This window comes from Paenibacillus sp. J22R56, from assembly GCF_056269375.1.
In genome coordinates, this window is sequence record NZ_JBWDNV010000014.1 from 106789 (window position 1) to 125285 (window position 18497).

Below are 18497 nucleotides of genomic sequence, written 5' to 3' on the forward strand. Positions count from 1 at the left end.
ACAGAAACAGTAAAAGGCGGTGCCGGATTTGTCCGGTACCGCCTTAGTCATTACTTTAGTTCTTCATACAATCCCTTGTACTGCTGCGCTGATCGGCTCCAGCTGTAATCGCCTTGCAAAGCACTTGCCACAAGCTTATGACGGACTTCCTGGTTCCTCCATAAGGATAAAGCCCGGCGAACTGTATACAACATGTCCCAGCTATTGTAAGGTGCAAAGGAGAAGCCGTTGCCCTCCCCTGTCCATTCATTGTAGCTATGTACAGTATCCCGCAATCCTCCCGTCTCCCGGACAATGGGCAGGCTGCCATAGCGCAGCGCCAGCAATTGACTGATACCGCAAGGCTCGAATTGTGATGGCATAAGAAACAGGTCTGAGCCAGCATAAATCCGCCGAGCCAAGCCATCATTAAAGCCTATATAAGAAACGACCCTTCCTTTATAACGGCGCTCCGCCTCGCGGAACAGATGCTCGAGATGTGGATCACCTGTTCCGAGCAGCGCCATTTGAACATTCTCGGTATACATCAGTTCGTCCAGCCGCTCCAGCACAAGGGGAAGCCCTTTTTGCCCAGTCAGCCGGCTAACCATCCCGATCAGCGGAACTTCTACGTCTTCATGCAGACCCAGCTCCCACTGCAGTGCTGTTTTACAGACGATTTTGGTTTCGAACGCAGTGGCTGAATATCGAGCGGGAAGCTGTGAATCGGCTGCTGGATCATATAAGACATCATTGATGCCGTTAACAATACCAATCAAGCTGCTGCCCCGGCTGCGGAGTGTATTTTGCATTCCACATCCGTATTCTGGCGTCCCTATCTCCGTAGCATAAGACGGACTGACCGTCGTGACACGATCAGACAGCTGAATACCGGCTTTCATAAAACTGACCGATCCGTGAAACTCAACATGATCATAGGTCATATAATGAGGCGGCAGTCCAAACCAATCGCCAAGTACATGCGGAGGATAATTGCCTTGATATTGCAAATTATGAATGGTAAACACCGTCTTGATGCCCGCATATTCCTGCCGCCAGCTGTAATAATGGCGCAGCAGCGCCGGGATCATACCGGTATGCCAATCATGTCCGTGGATGATATCCGGCCAAAACCCAATTGCCGAGAGGGACTCCAGCGCAGCCCGGCACAAGAAGGCGAAACGCTCCCCGTCGTCATCGTGCCCATAGGCAGAGCCCCTTTTGAAATACTGCTCATTGTCCAAAAAATAATAAGTAACTCCGTCATACTCGAGCTCCTTAATTCCGCAATAGGCGTTACGCCAGCCGACCGGAACACGGATACTCGCAATCTCCTTCATTCCGGAACGGTAACGATCTGGTATAGAGTCGTACAGCGGCAACATAACCCGCGCGTCAATTCCGAGCGGCTTAAGCGCGGCAGGTAAGGCGCCCATTACATCGCCTAATCCCCCTGTCTTCAGAAACGGGACACATTCTGCCCCTACGAACAATACCTTCAACGCAATTCCCTCCTGTTTGCGATCCTCTCTCGACGGTTACGATGCTTGCCGGGAAGCATCAGGCCAACCTCCTCGCGCAAGTTTTGCGGTTCCTTTTTCTTACGGACAGCAGCTCGTGCCTCCTTCTCCCGCTTTAAAATAACGATGGACAGCGGGGGCAGAGGGAGCACTATACTATTTTTTCGGCCATGCCAGACGACTGGCTCCGATCGCAGAACCGTCCCTTCCGATGCAGATGACTCCATATAATCAAAGCCGCCGTATGTGGTGCTGTCACTGTTAAGCAATATTTTGTATCCGCCTTGGCTTGGAACGCCAATTCTGTAGTGGGCATGCGCATGCGTATGGAAGTTGCAGATGGCAATTAGCGATTCGCCTTTCGCCTTGCCTTTTCTCCTGTACACGATAACGCTTTGTTCTTCATCCTTGAGGTCAATCCACTCAAAGCCCCCCGGATGAGAATCCAGCTGCCATAATGAACGCTGCTCCAAATATAAGTGGTTCATGGTGCGCACAAAGCTGTGAAGCTTCCGATGCTGCTCATATTCAAGCAGCAGCCAGTCCAGTTCTGCCTCGTCACGCCATTCAATAAACTGACCAAATTCGCCGCCCATAAACAGCAGCTTTTTGCCCGGATGTGTCATCATGTAGCCCAGCAGCAGCCGAAGTCCCGCAAACTTCTCTTCGTAGCTCCCAGGCATTTTATCAAGCAATGACTTTTTCCCGTGTACAACCTCATCATGGGACAGCGGCAGAGTAAACCGTTCATCAAAGGCATACCAGATCGGAAACGTCAGCAGACTATGCCCGGTACTTCTATTCTCCGGCAATTGGGAAATGTACTTGAGCGTATCATTCATCCAGCCCATGTTCCATTTGTGGGTAAAGCCCAGCCCCCCCTGCTCCACCGGAGCAGTAACGCCGGGAAATGCATGAGATTCCTCCGCCATCATAAGCGCATGTGGGAAACGCGTCAGCACCGCTGTATTTAACTGTCTCAAAAAGGCTGTTGCCTCCAGATTCTCTCTCCCGCCGTGCCGATTCGGCCGCCATTTTCCGCTGTCGAAGTCCCGGAACAGCATACTTGATACCGCATCCACCCTTATTCCATCAATATGGTACATTTCCATCCAGAATAAGGCATTAGAGATAAGAAAACCACGTACCTCCGGTTTCTCATAGTCGAAGGAGAGGGTGCCCCACTGCTCCTTCTCCGCAATTAACGGATCAGCGGGCTCATAGAGCGGGCTGCCGTCAAAGAGACGAAGTCCATGCGCATCCTTGGCGAAATGACCGGGGACCCAGTCTAAAATAACACCCAGACCGTGGCTGTGGCATCGATCTACAAAAGCCATCAGCTGATGCGGCTCGCCGTATCGGCTTGTTGCAGCAAAATACCCAGTCCCTTGATAACCCCAGGAACGATCATAAGGATGCTCCACAAGGGGCATCAGCTCGATATGGGTATAACCCATCTCAGCCACATAAGCTGGCAGCTCTTCTGCTAACTCCTCATACGTATACAGCCTTCCATCCTGATGCTGTCTCCAGGTACCGGCGTGAACTTCATAAATATTAAGAGGCCTGTCGTGCGGCGGCTTACGGCTGCGAAGCCAGCTCTTATCCTGCCATTCATAACCTTCCAAAGAGCAGATTATCGAAGCTGTATGAGGCCGTACCTCCGCTGCAAAAGCATAGGGATCAGCCTTCAGCTGTCTCTCCCCACCTTGCGTCTCTATATCGTATTTGTACAAGTCACCTTCGCTATAGCCTGCCAGAAAGCCGCTCCATAGACCAGACAATTCGATCTTTTGCAGTTCATAGCCAACTTCGCGAAAGCCGTCCCAACTGTTGTGATCGGAGGCAACGGAAATTCGGCGGGCATTAGGCGCCCACACTGTAAAACGGGTTCCCATTTGTCCCGCCTCTTCAGTCTGATGAGCCCCCATCTTTCGATAGCTGTCCATCCATGTGCCTTCATGGAATTGATAAATGTCCTGAGAGCTGAGCTCGGTGCTTCGTTTCAATGTGTCCAACCTCCTAAAAAGAATTGCCACGTGCTCTTGGTGGCAATTCTTCACTTCGTAAGCATTCGCTTAAAGAATTGCCACGTGTTCTTCGTGAGCATTCTTACTTCGTAAGCATTTGCCTTTGATCCAAACACAACTAAGAGTGTTTATTACCCGCAGAAAGCTATATTGAAACAGCTGTTTCAGACGATGGTCTTTACGTGTAAGCAATTGTTACCAAGGCATCGGATGACGCCAACAAACCTATATGAGAAAGTTTGGAGGAATATAAAATGACACAAATGGATTGCATGGCCATGCTGCTTGCAGGCGGCGAGGGCAAAAGACTAGCACCGCTCACTAGTGCGTTAGCTAAACCGGTTGTACCGTTCGGCGATCGGTATCGTATGATTGACTTCCCGCTGAGCAACTGTATGAATTCGGGCATTCGCCGGATCGGCGTTCTGACGCAGTATTGTGAGGACACGGTTCATAGTTATATAGGCAACGGGAATGCTTGGCTGAATGCTATACCAACCAAGCATCTTGGGGAAATTGCGCTGCTGCCAGCCTCCGAAGCCTCGCCGGGAGGTGTCTATTCAGGGACTGCAGATGCGATTTTCCGCAATATTTCCTATCTCCAGCAACATAATCCGGAACATGTCCTCATCTTGTCCGGCGATCATATTTACAAGATGGATTATCGCCCGATGCTCGAGACGCATATCCAAAGCGGCGCAGCCGCTACCATTGCGGTCAAGCGGGTACCTTGGCATGAAGCAAGCCGCTTCGGTATTTTGAATACAAATGAGGATTACAACGTAGTTGAATTTGAAGAGAAGCCTGCCAATCCGAGCAGCAACCTGGCGTCTATGGGCATTTATATTTTTCGTACAGATAAGCTGATAGAAGCGCTCATGAAAGACGCTGCCATTCAGGCTTCAAGCCATGATTTCGGCAAGGACATTATTCCTATGCTGCTGCAGGAACAAGAGCAACTGACCGCATATCCATACGAAGGTTATTGGCGTGATGTTGGCACAGTCGACAGCTTGTGGGAAGCTCAGATGGAGCTGATTAACGGCACACTCCAGCTCTCTGAGCCTGATTGGCCGCTATATTCCAACTATGCACGAAACTCAATTCGGCCCTATATTCGCAATGAAGCAGCACAACGTGACTGCATCATCCATGGCAATTGCCGGATGGAAGGCAGTGCGCAACGATCGATTATAAGCATCGGTACAGATATCGGTAAGGGCAGCCTCGTGTATGAGAGTATCATTATGCCCGGCGCACGGATTGGACGCCAGGTCCGCATTCATAAAGCGATTATCGGGGAAAATGCAGTAATTGAGGACGGGGCTGTCATTGGCGCTCCCCAGGCAGAGCAAATAACCGTAGTTGGTCCCGGCGAACGTGTCACCGCGGAACGCAAGACAGCGTCTGCAAGCCGCGACACGCTAGCTGCGCTTCTTGCCGGAACCGGCCGTCGCGACCGCGAGCTGTACAAAGGCAAGGTATTCGGGTATTAAGCTTAATCATCAAACAAAAAAACCTTGGATTATAATCCAAGGTTTTTTATGCGTATCTCTACCTGCTATATTATTGCCCCGCCCACTCGGCTTCACGCTTTGCGGCAGCAGCAAGCTGTTTCCTATACACAGTGCCCGATAACAGCACACTTATTTCATACAAAATAATGAGCGGAATCGCAACCAAGCTATCGGATACAAAGTCCGGCGGCGTCACGACAACACCAATGAGAATCATAAGGAAGTAAGCAAGTCTTCTCATTTTACGAAGCCGGGTAGGATTCAGAATTCGGATAGCAGTCAGAAACATGATGACGAGCGGCAGCTCGAACAGTAAGGAAATAGGAATCAGAATATTAAACATAAACGAAAAATATTGTGTAATTCCGATCGTTTCTTCCAGATTCAAGTTTCCAGCTATTTTACGTGTAAAATGAAAGGCGAGCGGGAAAACAACAAAATAGGAAAACGCCAAACCAATCAAAAACATAATTAGAGCTAACGGTATGTATTTCAGTGTTGCACGTTGTTCATTCGGCTTAAGTGCAGGCTTTACAAATGCCCACAACTGATAAGCCGTAACTGGAATCGTTAATAGAAGGGCAATTACAAATGCGAACTTCATATAAATACCGATACCATCCCACAAAGAGAAAGCATGAAGCTGCAAACCTCTCGCAGGCTCTTGTTCCATTAAGAAGTTATAAGCCGGTTCGGCGATAACCAGTCCAATTATGAGGCCTACTACGATAACGATCAGCATGTAAAAAACACGCTTCCGCAGTTCGCCAAGATGCTCAAACAGCGGCATTAAACCTTCTTCCCGAATTCGAGCTCGATCGAACGGCTGTCCGGAAGCTTCGTTTTGCGATGTGCTCACCTATAGTGGCCCCCTTTCAGCAAAAAAGCGGGCCCGGTTAGTCCGGAAGCCGCTTATTATCCGATTCAATATTTTCAGTCCGATTTACTTCAACACGTTTGTTATCCTTATCATCATCCATCATATCTCTTGCTCCTGCTTTAAACTCCTTCAGCGTGCGGCCGAATGCACGCCCCAGCTCAGGCAGCTTGTTTGGTCCAAACAGCAGCAAAGCGACAAGTGCGAGTAAAATAAATCCTGTTGCGCCTATACCTGACATCGCTCATCTTCCTCCTAATCATTATACGCTTATGTAACTAACCGTTGTTCAAACCGCCATATCCCATACGGACAATGTCTTCTCTCACGATAGTCTGACCAGCTAATATACGAGGCAGCAGTACATCGAAGGAAGTATACGGATCATGCATAACGCAGCCTGGCAATCCCATAATCGGCACGTTGTTCAAATATCCCATCAGCAGCATCGAGCCTGGCAGCATTGGCGTACCATAACTTACGATATCTGCCCCAGATGCTTTGATAGCACCAGGTGTGCGGTCATCTGGATCTACCGACATTCCGCCAGTCACTAGTATCATATCATAACGTTGCTCTAGCAAATAGTGTATTTCCTTGACAATTATTTGTCGGTCATCTGGAGCGAACCGCTGCTCTCCGACTTCAGAACCAAAGGCTTCAAGCTTTGCCCGAACGGCTGGTCCAAACTTATCTTGAATCCGGCCCGAGAATACTTCTCCACCCGTTGTCAGCAGCCCAACCCGGAATTTCCGGAACGGGAGTACTCTTAGAGGAGCTATTCCTTGACGAGTGTCTCTATATTCAGCTACAAGCCTCTCTACCTCTTCGACTTTCGCTTTTGGAACGATAAGTGGAATCACTCTTGTTGCAGCAAGAGGCCTTCCTTCCTGAACGACTGAATTTGACTTCACCGTCGCCAGCGCAATCTCACCAAGATTATTAATAGCCTCTACAATAACCGGATCTACCTGTGCAAGACCAAGCATTTGAGACTTCAAGCTGACTTTGCCTTCATGCGGCTCGGATAGCGTTAAGCCTTCACCAGCAAGCGCAATAGCCATTCGTTTTGCTGCATCATCCTCATGAAGCTCATCATCTCCGAGCTCCATAATATAGATATGCTCTTTGCCGATATCAAGCAAGCTAGGAATATCCGCTTCCGTGATGACATGCCCTTTTGTAAATAATCTGCCTTTAAACTCCCCCGGTATGATGCGGGTAAGATCATGAGCAAGTCTAAGACCAATGGCTTCATGTACGGGGACTTCTTTTAGAATCGTCTGCGCTCTGCTCATTCGTGATCTCCATGTGTGCCGGAAACAATCTCCAAAGCATGCGGCAGTTGATCCATAATGGCCATCAAGCCCTCATGTACACCTTTGGGACTACCCGGCAAATTAATGATAAGCGCTTGACCGCGAATACCGCATACGCCTCTGGACAACATCGCCCTGCGAGTTTTTTTAAGCGCCCCGATCCGCATTGCTTCCGCTATACCAGGCACAAGACGATCCACTACCTTTAATGTTGCTTCCGGAGTTACATCTCTTGGTGCCAGTCCCGTTCCGCCTGTGGTCAGAACGAGATCAGCCTGATAATACTCGGTCATTTCGATCATTGCCGCAATTATCTCATCCTGCTCGTCTGGCACAATTCGATAATCAACAATTTCTCCGCCTAATTCTTCTTCTACCAATTCACGAATGACTTGTGCGCTTGTATCTTCGCGTTCTCCGCGTGAGCCCTTATCACTTGCCGTCAATATCGCTACTTTCCACCGCATCTATTATTCCTCCCATCCCTTATTCGTTCATGGGTGTCAAAGCCGATAGTCTCCGTTTTTGCCCCCGGTTTTCTCTACCAGGTAAGTTGGACCGATAATCATATCCTTCTGCAGCGCTTTGCACATATCATATACGGTAAGTGCTGCGGCCGATACAGCGGTCAAAGCTTCCATTTCCACACCTGTTTTACCAGTCGTCTTCACTATAGCCTCTATGTAAAGTTCATCTGTCCCATTATCCTCGAAGGTGACGTTAATACCCGTTAAAGGAAGCGGATGACACATCGGAATCCAATCCGATGTTTTCTTCGCAGCCATAATCGCAGCAACCTGCGACACCGCCAGCACATCCCCTTTGCCGATTGTACCTTCTTTAATTCGGGCCAGCGTACCCGGGTTCATCTTGACCATCGTACGTGCGGTTGCCGTTCTGGCTGTTATTTCCTTGTCGCTTACATCAACCATCTTTGCCCGGCCTTGCTCATTAAAATGTGTCATTTCCATACCCGTTCACTCCAACTATTCAATTCACTTTCATCTCCGTTACAATTCCATCCATCCGTTTGTCATGAAACTGCATGGGGATCTCATCCACCAGTTGATCCTCGAATGCGATACCGAGCCACTTCACCGACCGATCCTCACGAAGACGCTCAGCGTAACGATCGTAGTAGCCTCCTCCATATCCAAGGCGACCACCTCTAAGGTCGAACGCAAGGCCTGGTGTTACAACCAACTGTGGGACATATAAATCCGGCATCGGCTGACATTGCAGCGGATCAGGCTCCATAATCCCGTAAGCACCTTCTGCAAGCTCGGCCCAGCTCTCAAGCTTATACAGCGCCATCGAGCGATCGGCAGGATTGCATCTTGGCACACTGACCTCGACGCCGGTCTCCCAAGCCCACTCAATCAAATAACGCGTATCAAGCTCAGAACGGAACGGAATATAACACATAAAGCTATTCATTTGATGCTGCTTCATCCATTCTGATAAATTTCTACATGCCGCAGCTGATCGTAAGGCACGTTCTTCCACGGCGATGCCGTCACGAAGCCTTGTCATGGCTTTGCGCAGCGCTGTCTTATCGAAATTTATCTCATTTGGCTGTTCATTCATCTTGCACCCAGCTCTGCCTTCCCAAACATGCTTTTTCTTTAATTGTAGTTTACCATTGTTATGCAACTTTCGCCAATGGCGACAACGGTTTGTGGTAATATATAATGAACGAGTCATTATCTGTTGGAGGTATCATTCATGCTGCTTCAATTATCCAATATCAGTAAAAACTATGGCATAGACGTCATATTGTCCGATATATCGATGCAAGTCCTTGAACGTGAACGAGTTGGACTTGTTGGGGTAAATGGCGCAGGCAAGTCCACCTTGCTCAAGATCATCGCAGGAGAGCTCTCCTATGATTCCGGTGCCATTCACAAGGCGAAAGAAACACGTATCGGTTACTTGGCCCAAAACAGCGGTCTTCAATCCAACCGCACAATCGACGAGGAAATGCGTGCTGTATTCGCGCATCTCACTGACACCGAGAAAGAGCTGCGCGAGCTGGAGCAGCAAATTGCTGATCCTGCGCTTCATGATAACCAGAAGCGCTATGAAGAGGTCCTTGACCGATACTCTCGCAAATCCGACTGGTTCCGCGAGCAAGGTGGCTTCGAAATCAATACCCGTATTAACAGCGTCCTGCACGGGATGGGATTCGGAACCTTCCCAGCTGATACGATGATCAGCACGTTAAGCGGCGGCCAGAAGACCCGTCTTGCGCTTGCCCGCATCCTGCTGCAAGCACCCGATCTGCTTATGCTCGACGAACCAACCAACTACTTGGACATCCCTACTCTCACTTGGCTTGAGGGTTATCTGCGCAGCTATTCCGGCGCGATTCTAGTCGTTTCCCATGACCGTTATTTCCTTGATGCGCTTGCAACAACCATTATAGAAATTGAACGTCATGCTGCGAAACGATATACCGGCAACTATAGCCGTTATATCGATATTAAAGCCGCTGAATACGAAGCAAATATGAAGGTGTTCGAGAAGCAGCAGGACGAAATCGCCAAGATGGAGCAGTTCATCCAGCGTAATATCGTCCGCGCTTCAACGACCAAGCGTGCCCAAAGCCGCCGCAAAGCACTCGATAAGATGGATGTGCTCGACAGGCCGTTAGGGGATCTGAAGAAAGCCCGTTTCTCCTTCGAGATCGAGCGTCAGACCGGAAAAGACGTGCTTGATGTAACAGATCTATCCGTTAAATTCCCGGAAAAGGAACGTCAGCTGTTCCAGCATGTTTCCTTCAAGCTGCAGCGCAGCGAGACGGTTGCACTTATTGGTCCAAACGGGATTGGCAAATCCACTTTGCTGAAAGTATTGGTTGGACAAAGAGAACAGCAAACCGGCAGCGTCCGTTGGGGAGCCAATGTAAAGCTTGGTTATTATGATCAGGAGCAGACTGGACTTACGCCTTCCAACACCATTCTGGAGGAAGTTTGGGGCACTTACCCGCATATGGAGGAAGCCCGTATCCGCACGGTGCTCGGCAATTTCCTATTCAGCGGAGAAGATGTCCTTAAGCGAGTATCTTCCCTCAGCGGCGGGGAGAAAGCTCGCGTATCGCTCGCCAAGCTGATGCTAGAACAAGCTAACGTCTTGATCTTGGACGAACCTACCAACCATTTGGACTTGTTCAGTAAAGAAGTTCTTGAATCTGCCCTTCTCGATTATGAAGGAACATTACTCTTCATTTCTCATGACCGTTATTTCCTTAACAAAATGGCGGAACGCATTGTCGAACTTGCTCCGACAGGAACCGAGCATTTCCTAGGAAATTACGATGACATGATCGAAAAGAAAGCGGAGCTTGAAGAAGCAAGACTAGAAGCTGAAGCTAAATTAGCTAGTAAGACTAATCAGCCAATTGTCGAAGCTCCAACATCCTACGAATTAGATAAGCAAGCCAAGCGTGAAGAGCGCAGCCGGCAGCGCAAGCTAGAGCAGCTGGAGCAAGATATCGCTTCGCTGGAAGAACAAATTGCCGAGCTTGAAGTACAACTGACGGATCCTGCGATCTTCAACGATTACATGGCCATTCAGGAAATCCAGACTCAAATCGAAGCCAAACGTACCACGCTAACCACCGCTTATGAGCAGTGGGAAGCCTTAAGTGAATAGCTGTATATCAAGTGTATAGGTAAGCCTCTTTAATCAATCCAAGCGATTGTTTAGGGAGGCTTTTGCTATAGATCAAAAAAAGATGCTTACGCCATATAGACGTAAGCATTGAGAGGGAAACCAATAGTTAGGAAGGTATTGCAATTAAAACATGGGGGATACGATTCTGCCGCTTCAAGCTGCAGTTATCCCATATAGGAAGACATTCACGGTTCACTTGATGTGAATCGCCAATGATCGGGTAAGCAACATTTAAGTTAAAAATTGTTCCATTCGAATGAGTCCTAAACGCTTCGCTTCTACAATCGCTTCTGACCTCGAGCGAACACTTAATTTCTCGAAGATACGGGTTAAGTTATACTCCACCGTACGTTGGCTCATATGCAGCTTAGCGGCGATATCCTTATTGCTGCTGCCGTTAGCAACCTCTTGCAAAATATCTTGATCTCGCTCATTAATCGAGACCTCTTCAATCGCCTTCTCCGCACGAGTAATCTTCACTTCATTACGGCGAAGCTGCTTAAGCAGGGTAATCGGGATAACTGCCTCCCCGCGCATGGCACAGCGAATGGTGTTATGCAGCTGTTCGCGTGATACCGTCTTGGAAATAAACCCGGACACACCACATTCGATCAGCAAGTTGTAGTGGGTACTAATTTCGTACCCGGTATAGATTAAGACTCTGCGATCCGGATCCTGCTGAATGAGCCGCTTCGCAAGCTCTAGCCCGCTGATCCCCGGCATATTCAAATCACATAAAATAATATCAAAGGGATCTTGGTTTACGGTATCAAGTGCTTCCATAGCGGATAACACAACCGTCACTTTCATCTCAGGATCCTGCTCGATCATCGTCTTAGTGCCTTCTCCTACGGATGGATGATCATCAACTAATAAGATACGAATCACGTAATAATCCCCTTTCCGAACGACCGGTCGTCATTGTCTCCGGCAAGTTGATCACAACTTCCAGGCCGCTTCCACGCTTCGACCGGAACGTGATTTCTCCTTCAAGACTTGCCACCCGTTCTTTAATCCCGGACAGCCCCATATGCTCGAAGGATGCTTTCATATAATCAACATCCATTCCGATACCGTCATCCTTGTAGCGGAAAAAGATTTTTCCTCTCCGCTGCTCAAGCTCCAGTGTAACCTGATTAGCTTGCGCATGCTTAGCAGCATTACGGAGCAATTCCTGAACGATTCGGTAAATAGCCGTAATTTGCTCTTCGTTAAGTGGATGAGTGAATGGCTTCGGCCGGAAATCAACTGCAAAGTTATCGCGCATTTGCGAATGCTCTACGATAGATTCAACAGCCTCAATTACGCCCATTTCTTTCAAGAGCGGCGGCCGTAATTCATTGCACGTTTCGCGAATCTGATGAATGACATCGAGCAAGCCTTCTTTGATCTCATTCAGCTCATTGCCAAGCTTGTCCGATATCGGAAAGTCATTCATAACTCCTTCTAGCTTTCGATACCAGATCAGTTGATCCTGCAAAGCTGAGTCATGAAGATCGGCAGCCAGCTTCCTGCGTTCATTCTCGGATAAGCAGAATAATAAACGCAGCACCCAAGGGGCAGTCGTCTGCTCCTTCCGCACTTCCGATTCCAAATCCTCAATCAGACCTTCAATCAAGTAAAGATTCTCGAATACGATGCTTGAATAATTCGCTAGTGTCTTCAGCCAGCGCAGCTCATCCGAGTTAAAGCGGGTGTGATTCGTCTTCGAACCAATCCATACGACATGGTATTTGGAGCGTTGGCGGCCAATGACAAGTCCAATGCCGTGAGGCAGCTCGACCATCTCTCCAACCTGCAGTGATTCCGCGACTTGGAGCAGGAATAAAGATGTACCTTTCTCCTCATCGGATTCACCAAGCTTCTGAACAGATCCGTCAGCTTGATCAACAAGTACAAAGTCAATGCGATTAACAGGCAGCAGATCACTAATCTCCTGCTTGAGCACAGCCTCCAAGTCCGCTCTCTTCATAACAGTCGCCACTTTACGGGAGAAGCGATCCAAGCTGTCCTGATAGCTGTACATCGCTTTAAACAGCTTAGGACGAAACTTATGATCGATCTGCTCCTTGATGTACAAGAAGAGCGTCATGACAATATACGATGTCAAGAACATCTGAATGTAGCCAACCCACGATACTTCTGCCCTTCCGTTAAGTACCCCAATAATAGCAAGCGTTAACAGCAAAGCAGGCAGAACTGACAAAAGCGTATAATATTTAAACCTAGTCAGGATGAAGTCAATGTCAAAGAGCTGGTTAGATGTTAACAGGTAGAAATACACAATCGGCAGCACGAACAGGAACAAAGATGTAAATGCAGCCGGTAAAATCTGACCTCCGCCAATAAATAATGGCAGCAGGTTCATCGCCGTAAATGGAGTAAACGCCACAATATGCGATACAAGCGTTATTTTGAAAAGCGAGTTAAACTTCGTATTGCGATATTGCATAAACTTTCTGACTAGCTGATAAATGCAAATGAAATTACCGATAATGAGTGTCCCGTAATACAACATTCGTATGTATACAACTGCATCGTTGGAGATCAGATCCGTCCAAACGTAAAGCAGCATACCAAGTTCAACTAGACCAAATGCACTAAGCATGCCTATTAATCCGGATTTGCTAATAAATACGACATTATACCGCTTCATATACTGGTTCATAAACTGCAGGAAAATAATCGGCACAGACGGCAATATGAGATAAATAATTGAGAATCCGACAGGATCACTACGATAGGACGCAGCTGAAGAATAATAGCATAGGCCAATCGTTGCAAAAAACAGCATAAGCATTAAAGCCGCATTATCATTTTTCCTTTTCGAGTATAGAAAAGAAGAAAACCCTGCGAACAGGATCAGAGAGATAAGCGGAATATACAGCTGTATGAACAATTCCCAGCTAGAATGATCTCCGTACCAACCCCGGTTAAATACGATTAATTGCTGCTCCTTACTGCTATGTTCAACAAGCACCGCACTAGATTTCTCAATTGAGAAAAACTTCTTCACATTGCTATAATCACCTGCCGGTGCACCATTCACAGTTATAATTCTATCGCCGACTAAGATGCCTTTGCTGACAGCTTGTCCGGCAGGCTCGAGAGCTTTCACGAAATACTCTCCCTTTGAACCTTCAACCAATTCGACACCTATAAAAGGCTCTTTAATAATCGTGAAGGTCAAATAGAGCAAAATGACGAGAAATGCAGCCAGGAAGAGAGGTGCTGAAATTCTATAAGTGGGTTTTAACATCGTCTAATCTCCTCCTGCACACGCATGAAGTCGTTTTAGCTAATTAGCCCCAAACAGCCAGTGTGTAGTTGCCTTTTTTCTCGTCTTGATTCTTAAGCGCATCTTGGAGTGCTTTGTGTTCAGCTGCGGATACGCCAGCCAATTGGAGTTGTCCACCCATCATCATCGACATTTTTTCTTTGCTTGCAGCAAGCGTACGGATAGCATCTTTCAACATTTTAAAATTCCTCCTCTGCTATATTAGAATCAATTTCTGATTCTAATATAGCAGGAAATCATTCGACAGCAAACGCCAATCTCTCCCGTATTTCCCGCAACCCTCTTTGCGGTATGTGCAGTAAGGACCTAGCTGGAGAAGATTTGTAGGAGCTTGTCCTTATCTGACGCGGCTTCAGGAACTTCATCCAGCAGTTCCTGAAACCGATTAAAGTGCATTCTCATGTGCACGGAGCCATATAGAGCTGCCCCTGTCCGATTACATGCCTCTTCCAGCATTTGCTGTCGATCCAAGACATCCGCTAGCGAAATTCTGCCTTCGAAATAGTCTGCGATCCATTGATCCTGTTCCGCAATTTCCTCCAAAAGAAACAAAGTAAGCAGGGTCTTTTTACGCAGAATAAAATCATTCTTGTCGTCCCATCGGAGCAGGTCTCTAATATCATTTTTAATTTGAGCCGCCATACCTACTTCTTCCGCATATTCGGCCACAATAGGATGCCAGTCCCGTCCGGTAAGCATGACTCCAGTCATACAAGCAAAGACGATAAGGGCAGCTGATTTATGCTGAACTACTCTCAAATATGACTCCTCATCGGTAACAGCATTCATCAAGTCAAGCATTTGTCCATTTGCCGCCTTCAGCAGCTGCTCATTCATCATTCGCATCACACGTATGAGCTCAGCCTGACCAAATTCGAGCTCCAGTATTGCCTGCTGCGACAGCACGATTAAGGAAACAGCTACCTGCATCGCAGCGGCTGTCGGCACCTGGGACCAGGCTTGATGTGCTGCATCTCCATCCTGTAAATCATCCAATATATCAGACGCTAATATAAACAGCTCAACTGCAGCTGCCGCCTGATAGATCGATTCAGAATTCCCTCCAAACATACGGTAATGCAGCACGGTTAATAGACCGAATCTCATGGATTCGGCCTGCTTTTCCCGTATAAAGGTACGAGCATATTCAGCAAGCGGCTCCGCCCAAAAATACTTATCGGAAATCCGCAGCATGTTTTGCCCGATTATAGGCATAATGTCTTCCATCTAATGACCTCCATCATGGTAGTGTCATCCTTATCTTATACGATGGAAGAAAATGCCGGCAACTATTTGCAGCAATCTGTCATTATTTCGCCCCTTCCGCTTCTGTGATACGTGCTTTGTTGTTTTGGATTGTTGGACAATCTCCTCCCCATTTAATTTATCAAGCAGTGCAGCAATCATCTCCATTCGCTTCTCTATCACTTGGCTTCGATGAACTGACGGACTCTCGATGTCGCTTCCATGATCCATGTACAGAAGTCCTCCTTCAAGCTAAGCCGCATAATCTAAAACAAGGTTATACTTCAGCGTAAGCGAAATGAACGTATACGCCCTCCATTGTTACGCAGCCTTCAGGAATTTGAGAGATGAGCTGCTGGGGCGAATCGCATTTCACGATATCCCCTTTGCGCAGCACCGCAATGCGGTCGCAGTTGCGCTGCATTTCCCCCATATCATGGGAGGCCATCACAATGGTTTTTCCTTGGCTTTTCAACTTCATAAGAAGGGACCAGTAGTCCGCTCTTGCCTGCTTATCGAGCCCGGTAGTTGGCTCATCTAGAAAAATAATCTTCGGATCATTCACCAGTGCGAACGCAAGCGCAATACGCTGCTGCCAGCCGCCGGATAATCTCTTAACTGGTTTATTCATATATGGCTCTAGTCCCAAATCCGAGATAATGGTATCAATATTGTTTTGTCTTACATAAAACGATTGGAATAGTTCTAGCGCTTCACGGACTGTCAAATTATCTACGAGTGAGTTGCTGTACATATGCATACCGATATATTCCTTCAATTGCTTTGCTTCCAAAATAGCATCCATGCCCAATACTTCAATTTTACCTTGATCCGGTCTGCGAAGTCCCATGAGCATCTCAAGCAAAGTAGTCTTGCCCGCTCCGCTAGTCCCAATAATGCCGAACAGCTCACCGCTGTTCACCTCAAAAGAGATTTCATTTAATGCGTTGTACGGACCGTAGCATTTGCATATTGAGCTTACTTGAATGATCGCCTGTTTGTTCACTGTAGTTATCCTCCATTCAGGCCGGAATGCCTATTTGCCGCAACGTTTTCTTGTAATTCCACCTTAACTGAAATTGAAAGTGTTTTCACCGAAAACCATACTGCAGAATCACGCAATTTTATTGCGGTAGCGCAATCGAACTAAAAAAGCTCCAAAAACATAAAAAAAACCCGAAAGCACAAAATCGTGCTTTCGGGGTAACTGTCCACCTTGTCCACAGGTTTATCCACATAATAACGTGAATTGTTAGTTAATTCTGTCGATAACAAAGCGTGATTTGTAAAGGTTAACGTCACTAATTACTTACAAATGCTTCCTAGCCTATTATTTTATCCACTTTATCCACATTATCCACAGGTGCCTGTGTAGAAACTATCCACGAATCACTCACATTTTTATTCACAGAGAAAAGGTTGTATTTATCCGTTTTTTTCCTCTTATGCACAGGTCAGCTGTTTTTGTGGATAAGTATTCCAATTATCCGGCATTCTCTTCCATGATGCGTTTTCTGCCCGTCATTACGGCTTGATTGCAGGCTCCAACGTACGCCTGAGCAGCTGCATAGATGATGTCCTTATGGATAGAAGTACCGCGGAATCTCTCACCTTCTATAATAATGCTAACGACTGCTTCGCCATGCGCATCCTCACCGGTCGATAAGGAATGCAGCTCCAGATCCTCGAATTGAGCTGCTACTGGAATCGCCTGCTGGATGCAATGAATAACAGCCTCGAGCGGCCCTTCTCCCATGCCGGAGTATGATCGTTCTGCACCATCTGCGCTTTCGCGGATTGTAACTGAAGCAATACGGGACTTTTGACTGCCAGCCAATACTTGCAGATCAACCAGCTTGTAAGGGTCAGGCTGAGTCTCGGTCATTTCACCGGCAATGCGGATCAGTTCATCATCCGTTACGATTTTTTTCTCATCAGCTACTTGTTTGAAGCGGTTATAGACCTCGACTAATTCCTCGTCAGCCACGTTAATGCCATACTCCGACAGACGGTGTTTAATCGCATGGCGTCCGGAATGACGGCCTAATATGATCATGCTGCGGGAGATGCCCATCGCTTCTGGATCCATAATCTCATACGTACTGCGGTCCTTCAGTAAGCCATCCTGGTGGATACCTGATTCATGCTGGAAGGCATTGCGACCTACAATGGGCTTGTTATATGCAATCGGATAATGCATGGCCCGGCTGACCATATGAGATGTCGTATAGATCTCGCTCTGTTCAATATTTGTCTCAATCTGCAGCGCCGCTTTGCGTGTCTCGATCAGCATCGCCAGCTCCTCGAGCGAGCAGTTGCCGGCCCGTTCGCCAACACCATTAACGGTTACCTCTACCTGTGTTGCTCCAGCTTGAATGGCAGCCATACTATTCGCAACTGCCATACCCAGATCATTGTGATTATGCGTGCTGTAACGAACCTTATCCCCGCCCCGCGCCTGCTGGCGGACAGAAGTGAACAGATCCACCATCTCATTTGGCAGCGCGTAACCCAGTGTATCAGGCAGATTGATAATGGTAGCGCCGGATTCAATCGCCGCTTCCACCAGTTCAATTACAAAATCCCTGTCCGAACGGGTCGAGTCCATGGCTGCAAATTGAATTTCGTCAACAAATTGCTTCGCATAAGAGATCATATCTTTTGCAATTTGGATAACCTCAGATCGCGTCTTGCGGATTTGATGGCTCAGATGAATATCCGAAGAAGAGATGAACAGATGCAGACGGCGTTTCGCTGCATCCTGCGTAGCCTTAACCGCAGCATCAATGTCGACTTTCACTGCACGTGCAAAACCACAAATTTCAACGTTTTGCAGTTCACGGGAGATTTGTTGAATAGCCGAAAACTCGCCAGGACTAGAAATTGCAAAACCAGGTTCAATGATATCGACGCCTAGCTTAGCCAGCTGGCGTGCGATAATGATTTTGCGTTCAGGCTCAATAGATGCTCCAGGCGATTGTTCGCCATCACGTAATGTTGTATCAAAGATTTGAATTTTTTTCATGGGAATACCCTC

Annotated in this window: 17 protein-coding genes; 2 read left to right on the plus strand and 15 right to left on the minus strand. The window is 47.5% G+C overall.

What is annotated here, in order from left to right; all coding sequences use genetic code 11:
* Positions 1-50 precede the first annotated feature (50 nt).
* Complete coding sequence (gene glgA / locus AC0YNT_RS28395; protein ID WP_475807655.1) at positions 51-1481, minus strand: glycogen synthase GlgA; 1431 nt, start codon at positions 1479-1481, stop codon at positions 51-53.
* Positions 1478-3508, minus strand: a complete 2031-nt coding sequence (glgB, locus tag AC0YNT_RS28400; protein ID WP_475807656.1) for a 1,4-alpha-glucan branching protein GlgB — start codon at positions 3506-3508, stop codon at positions 1478-1480. Before glgB ends, glgA begins: the two co-directional genes overlap by 4 nt.
* A 275-nt stretch (positions 3509-3783) precedes the next feature.
* Here glgB and AC0YNT_RS28405 point away from each other — a divergent pair, with 275 nt between their 5' ends.
* On the plus strand, positions 3784-5025 hold the full coding sequence (locus tag AC0YNT_RS28405) for a glucose-1-phosphate adenylyltransferase (protein WP_475807657.1): 1242 nt from the start codon (positions 3784-3786) through the stop codon (positions 5023-5025).
* Positions 5026-5095: 70 nt separating this feature from the next.
* Here the strand turns inward: AC0YNT_RS28405 and tatC are convergent, their stop codons facing one another.
* From tatC to AC0YNT_RS28435, 6 genes are all read right to left on the minus strand, one after another.
* Positions 5096-5836: a twin-arginine translocase subunit TatC gene (tatC, locus tag AC0YNT_RS28410; RefSeq protein WP_167282646.1), complete on the minus strand. Its 741-nt coding sequence runs from the start codon at positions 5834-5836 to the stop codon at positions 5096-5098.
* A 106-nt stretch (positions 5837-5942) separates the two neighbouring features.
* Positions 5943-6164 (minus strand): twin-arginine translocase TatA/TatE family subunit, encoded by a 222-nt coding sequence (tatA, locus tag AC0YNT_RS28415; RefSeq protein ID WP_167282505.1) that lies wholly within the window; start codon positions 6162-6164, stop codon positions 5943-5945.
* Positions 6165-6201: 37 nt separating this feature from the next.
* Positions 6202-7221, minus strand: a complete 1020-nt coding sequence (locus tag AC0YNT_RS28420; RefSeq protein WP_475807658.1) for a molybdopterin-binding protein — start codon at positions 7219-7221, stop codon at positions 6202-6204.
* Entirely contained in the window at positions 7218-7709 is a 492-nt protein-coding gene (locus AC0YNT_RS28425) for a MogA/MoaB family molybdenum cofactor biosynthesis protein (protein WP_167282503.1), read from the minus strand. Before AC0YNT_RS28425 ends, AC0YNT_RS28420 begins: the two co-directional genes overlap by 4 nt.
* A gap of 36 nt (positions 7710-7745) precedes the next feature.
* Positions 7746-8213: a cyclic pyranopterin monophosphate synthase MoaC gene (gene moaC / locus AC0YNT_RS28430; protein ID WP_475807659.1), complete on the minus strand. Its 468-nt coding sequence runs from the start codon at positions 8211-8213 to the stop codon at positions 7746-7748.
* Positions 8214-8232: 19 nt separating this feature from the next.
* Positions 8233-8829 carry a 5-formyltetrahydrofolate cyclo-ligase gene (locus AC0YNT_RS28435; RefSeq protein ID WP_475807660.1) on the minus strand — a complete coding sequence of 199 codons (597 nt, stop codon included), beginning with the start codon at positions 8827-8829 and terminating at the stop codon, positions 8233-8235.
* 138 nt (positions 8830-8967) lie between these two features.
* On the opposite strand from AC0YNT_RS28435, the gene AC0YNT_RS28440 reads away from it, so the two are divergent.
* Complete coding sequence (locus AC0YNT_RS28440) at positions 8968-10896, plus strand: ABC-F family ATP-binding cassette domain-containing protein (RefSeq protein ID WP_475807661.1); 1929 nt, start codon at positions 8968-8970, stop codon at positions 10894-10896.
* 252 nt (positions 10897-11148) lie between these two features.
* Here the strand turns inward: AC0YNT_RS28440 and AC0YNT_RS28445 are convergent, their stop codons facing one another.
* From AC0YNT_RS28445 to AC0YNT_RS28475, 7 genes are all read right to left on the minus strand, one after another.
* Positions 11149-11805 carry a response regulator gene (locus tag AC0YNT_RS28445; protein WP_475807662.1) on the minus strand — a complete coding sequence of 219 codons (657 nt, stop codon included), beginning with the start codon at positions 11803-11805 and terminating at the stop codon, positions 11149-11151.
* Positions 11783-14176: an ATP-binding protein gene (locus AC0YNT_RS28450; RefSeq protein WP_167282495.1), complete on the minus strand. Its 2394-nt coding sequence runs from the start codon at positions 14174-14176 to the stop codon at positions 11783-11785. The genes AC0YNT_RS28445 and AC0YNT_RS28450 overlap by 23 nt, the downstream gene beginning before the upstream one ends.
* A 43-nt stretch (positions 14177-14219) precedes the next feature.
* Positions 14220-14393 (minus strand): competence pheromone ComX, encoded by a 174-nt coding sequence (gene comX / locus AC0YNT_RS28455; RefSeq protein WP_167282493.1) that lies wholly within the window; start codon positions 14391-14393, stop codon positions 14220-14222.
* 128 nt (positions 14394-14521) lie between these two features.
* A complete protein-coding gene (locus tag AC0YNT_RS28460; protein ID WP_475807663.1) occupies positions 14522-15442 on the minus strand; it encodes a polyprenyl synthetase family protein in 921 nt (306 codons plus the stop codon).
* Positions 15443-15472: 30 nt separating this feature from the next.
* Entirely contained in the window at positions 15473-15691 is a 219-nt protein-coding gene (locus AC0YNT_RS28465; protein ID WP_167282489.1) for a hypothetical protein, read from the minus strand.
* Between the two features lie 46 nt (positions 15692-15737).
* Positions 15738-16466, minus strand: a complete 729-nt coding sequence (locus tag AC0YNT_RS28470; protein WP_167282487.1) for an ATP-binding cassette domain-containing protein — start codon at positions 16464-16466, stop codon at positions 15738-15740.
* 477 nt (positions 16467-16943) lie between these two features.
* The gene (locus tag AC0YNT_RS28475) at positions 16944-18485 is read right to left on the minus strand and encodes a 2-isopropylmalate synthase (RefSeq protein ID WP_475807664.1); all 1542 of its coding nucleotides are present in this window, start codon (positions 18483-18485) and stop codon (positions 16944-16946) included.
* Positions 18486-18497: the final 12 nt, after the last annotated feature.

Excerpts from the sequence above, each read along its gene's own strand:
- AC0YNT_RS28405 (WP_475807657.1), top strand. The coding sequence starts at position 3,784 with ATGACACAAATGGATTGCATGGCCATGCTGCTTGCAGGCGGCGAGGGC.
- tatC (WP_167282646.1), bottom strand. The coding sequence starts at position 5,836 with ATGCCGCTGTTTGAGCATCTTGGCGAACTGCGGAAGCGTGTTTTTTAC.
- tatA (WP_167282505.1), bottom strand. The coding sequence starts at position 6,164 with ATGTCAGGTATAGGCGCAACAGGATTTATTTTACTCGCACTTGTCGCT.
- AC0YNT_RS28420 (WP_475807658.1), bottom strand. The coding sequence starts at position 7,221 with ATGAGCAGAGCGCAGACGATTCTAAAAGAAGTCCCCGTACATGAAGCC.
- AC0YNT_RS28425 (WP_167282503.1), bottom strand. The coding sequence starts at position 7,709 with ATGCGGTGGAAAGTAGCGATATTGACGGCAAGTGATAAGGGCTCACGC.
- moaC (WP_475807659.1), bottom strand. The coding sequence starts at position 8,213 with ATGGAAATGACACATTTTAATGAGCAAGGCCGGGCAAAGATGGTTGAT.
- AC0YNT_RS28435 (WP_475807660.1), bottom strand. The coding sequence starts at position 8,829 with ATGAATGAACAGCCAAATGAGATAAATTTCGATAAGACAGCGCTGCGC.
- AC0YNT_RS28440 (WP_475807661.1), top strand. The coding sequence starts at position 8,968 with ATGCTGCTTCAATTATCCAATATCAGTAAAAACTATGGCATAGACGTC.
- AC0YNT_RS28450 (WP_167282495.1), bottom strand. The coding sequence starts at position 14,176 with ATGTTAAAACCCACTTATAGAATTTCAGCACCTCTCTTCCTGGCTGCA.
- comX (WP_167282493.1), bottom strand. The coding sequence starts at position 14,393 with ATGTTGAAAGATGCTATCCGTACGCTTGCTGCAAGCAAAGAAAAAATG.
- AC0YNT_RS28460 (WP_475807663.1), bottom strand. The coding sequence starts at position 15,442 with ATGGAAGACATTATGCCTATAATCGGGCAAAACATGCTGCGGATTTCC.
- AC0YNT_RS28465 (WP_167282489.1), bottom strand. The coding sequence starts at position 15,691 with ATGGATCATGGAAGCGACATCGAGAGTCCGTCAGTTCATCGAAGCCAA.
- AC0YNT_RS28475 (WP_475807664.1), bottom strand. The coding sequence starts at position 18,485 with ATGAAAAAAATTCAAATCTTTGATACAACATTACGTGATGGCGAACAA.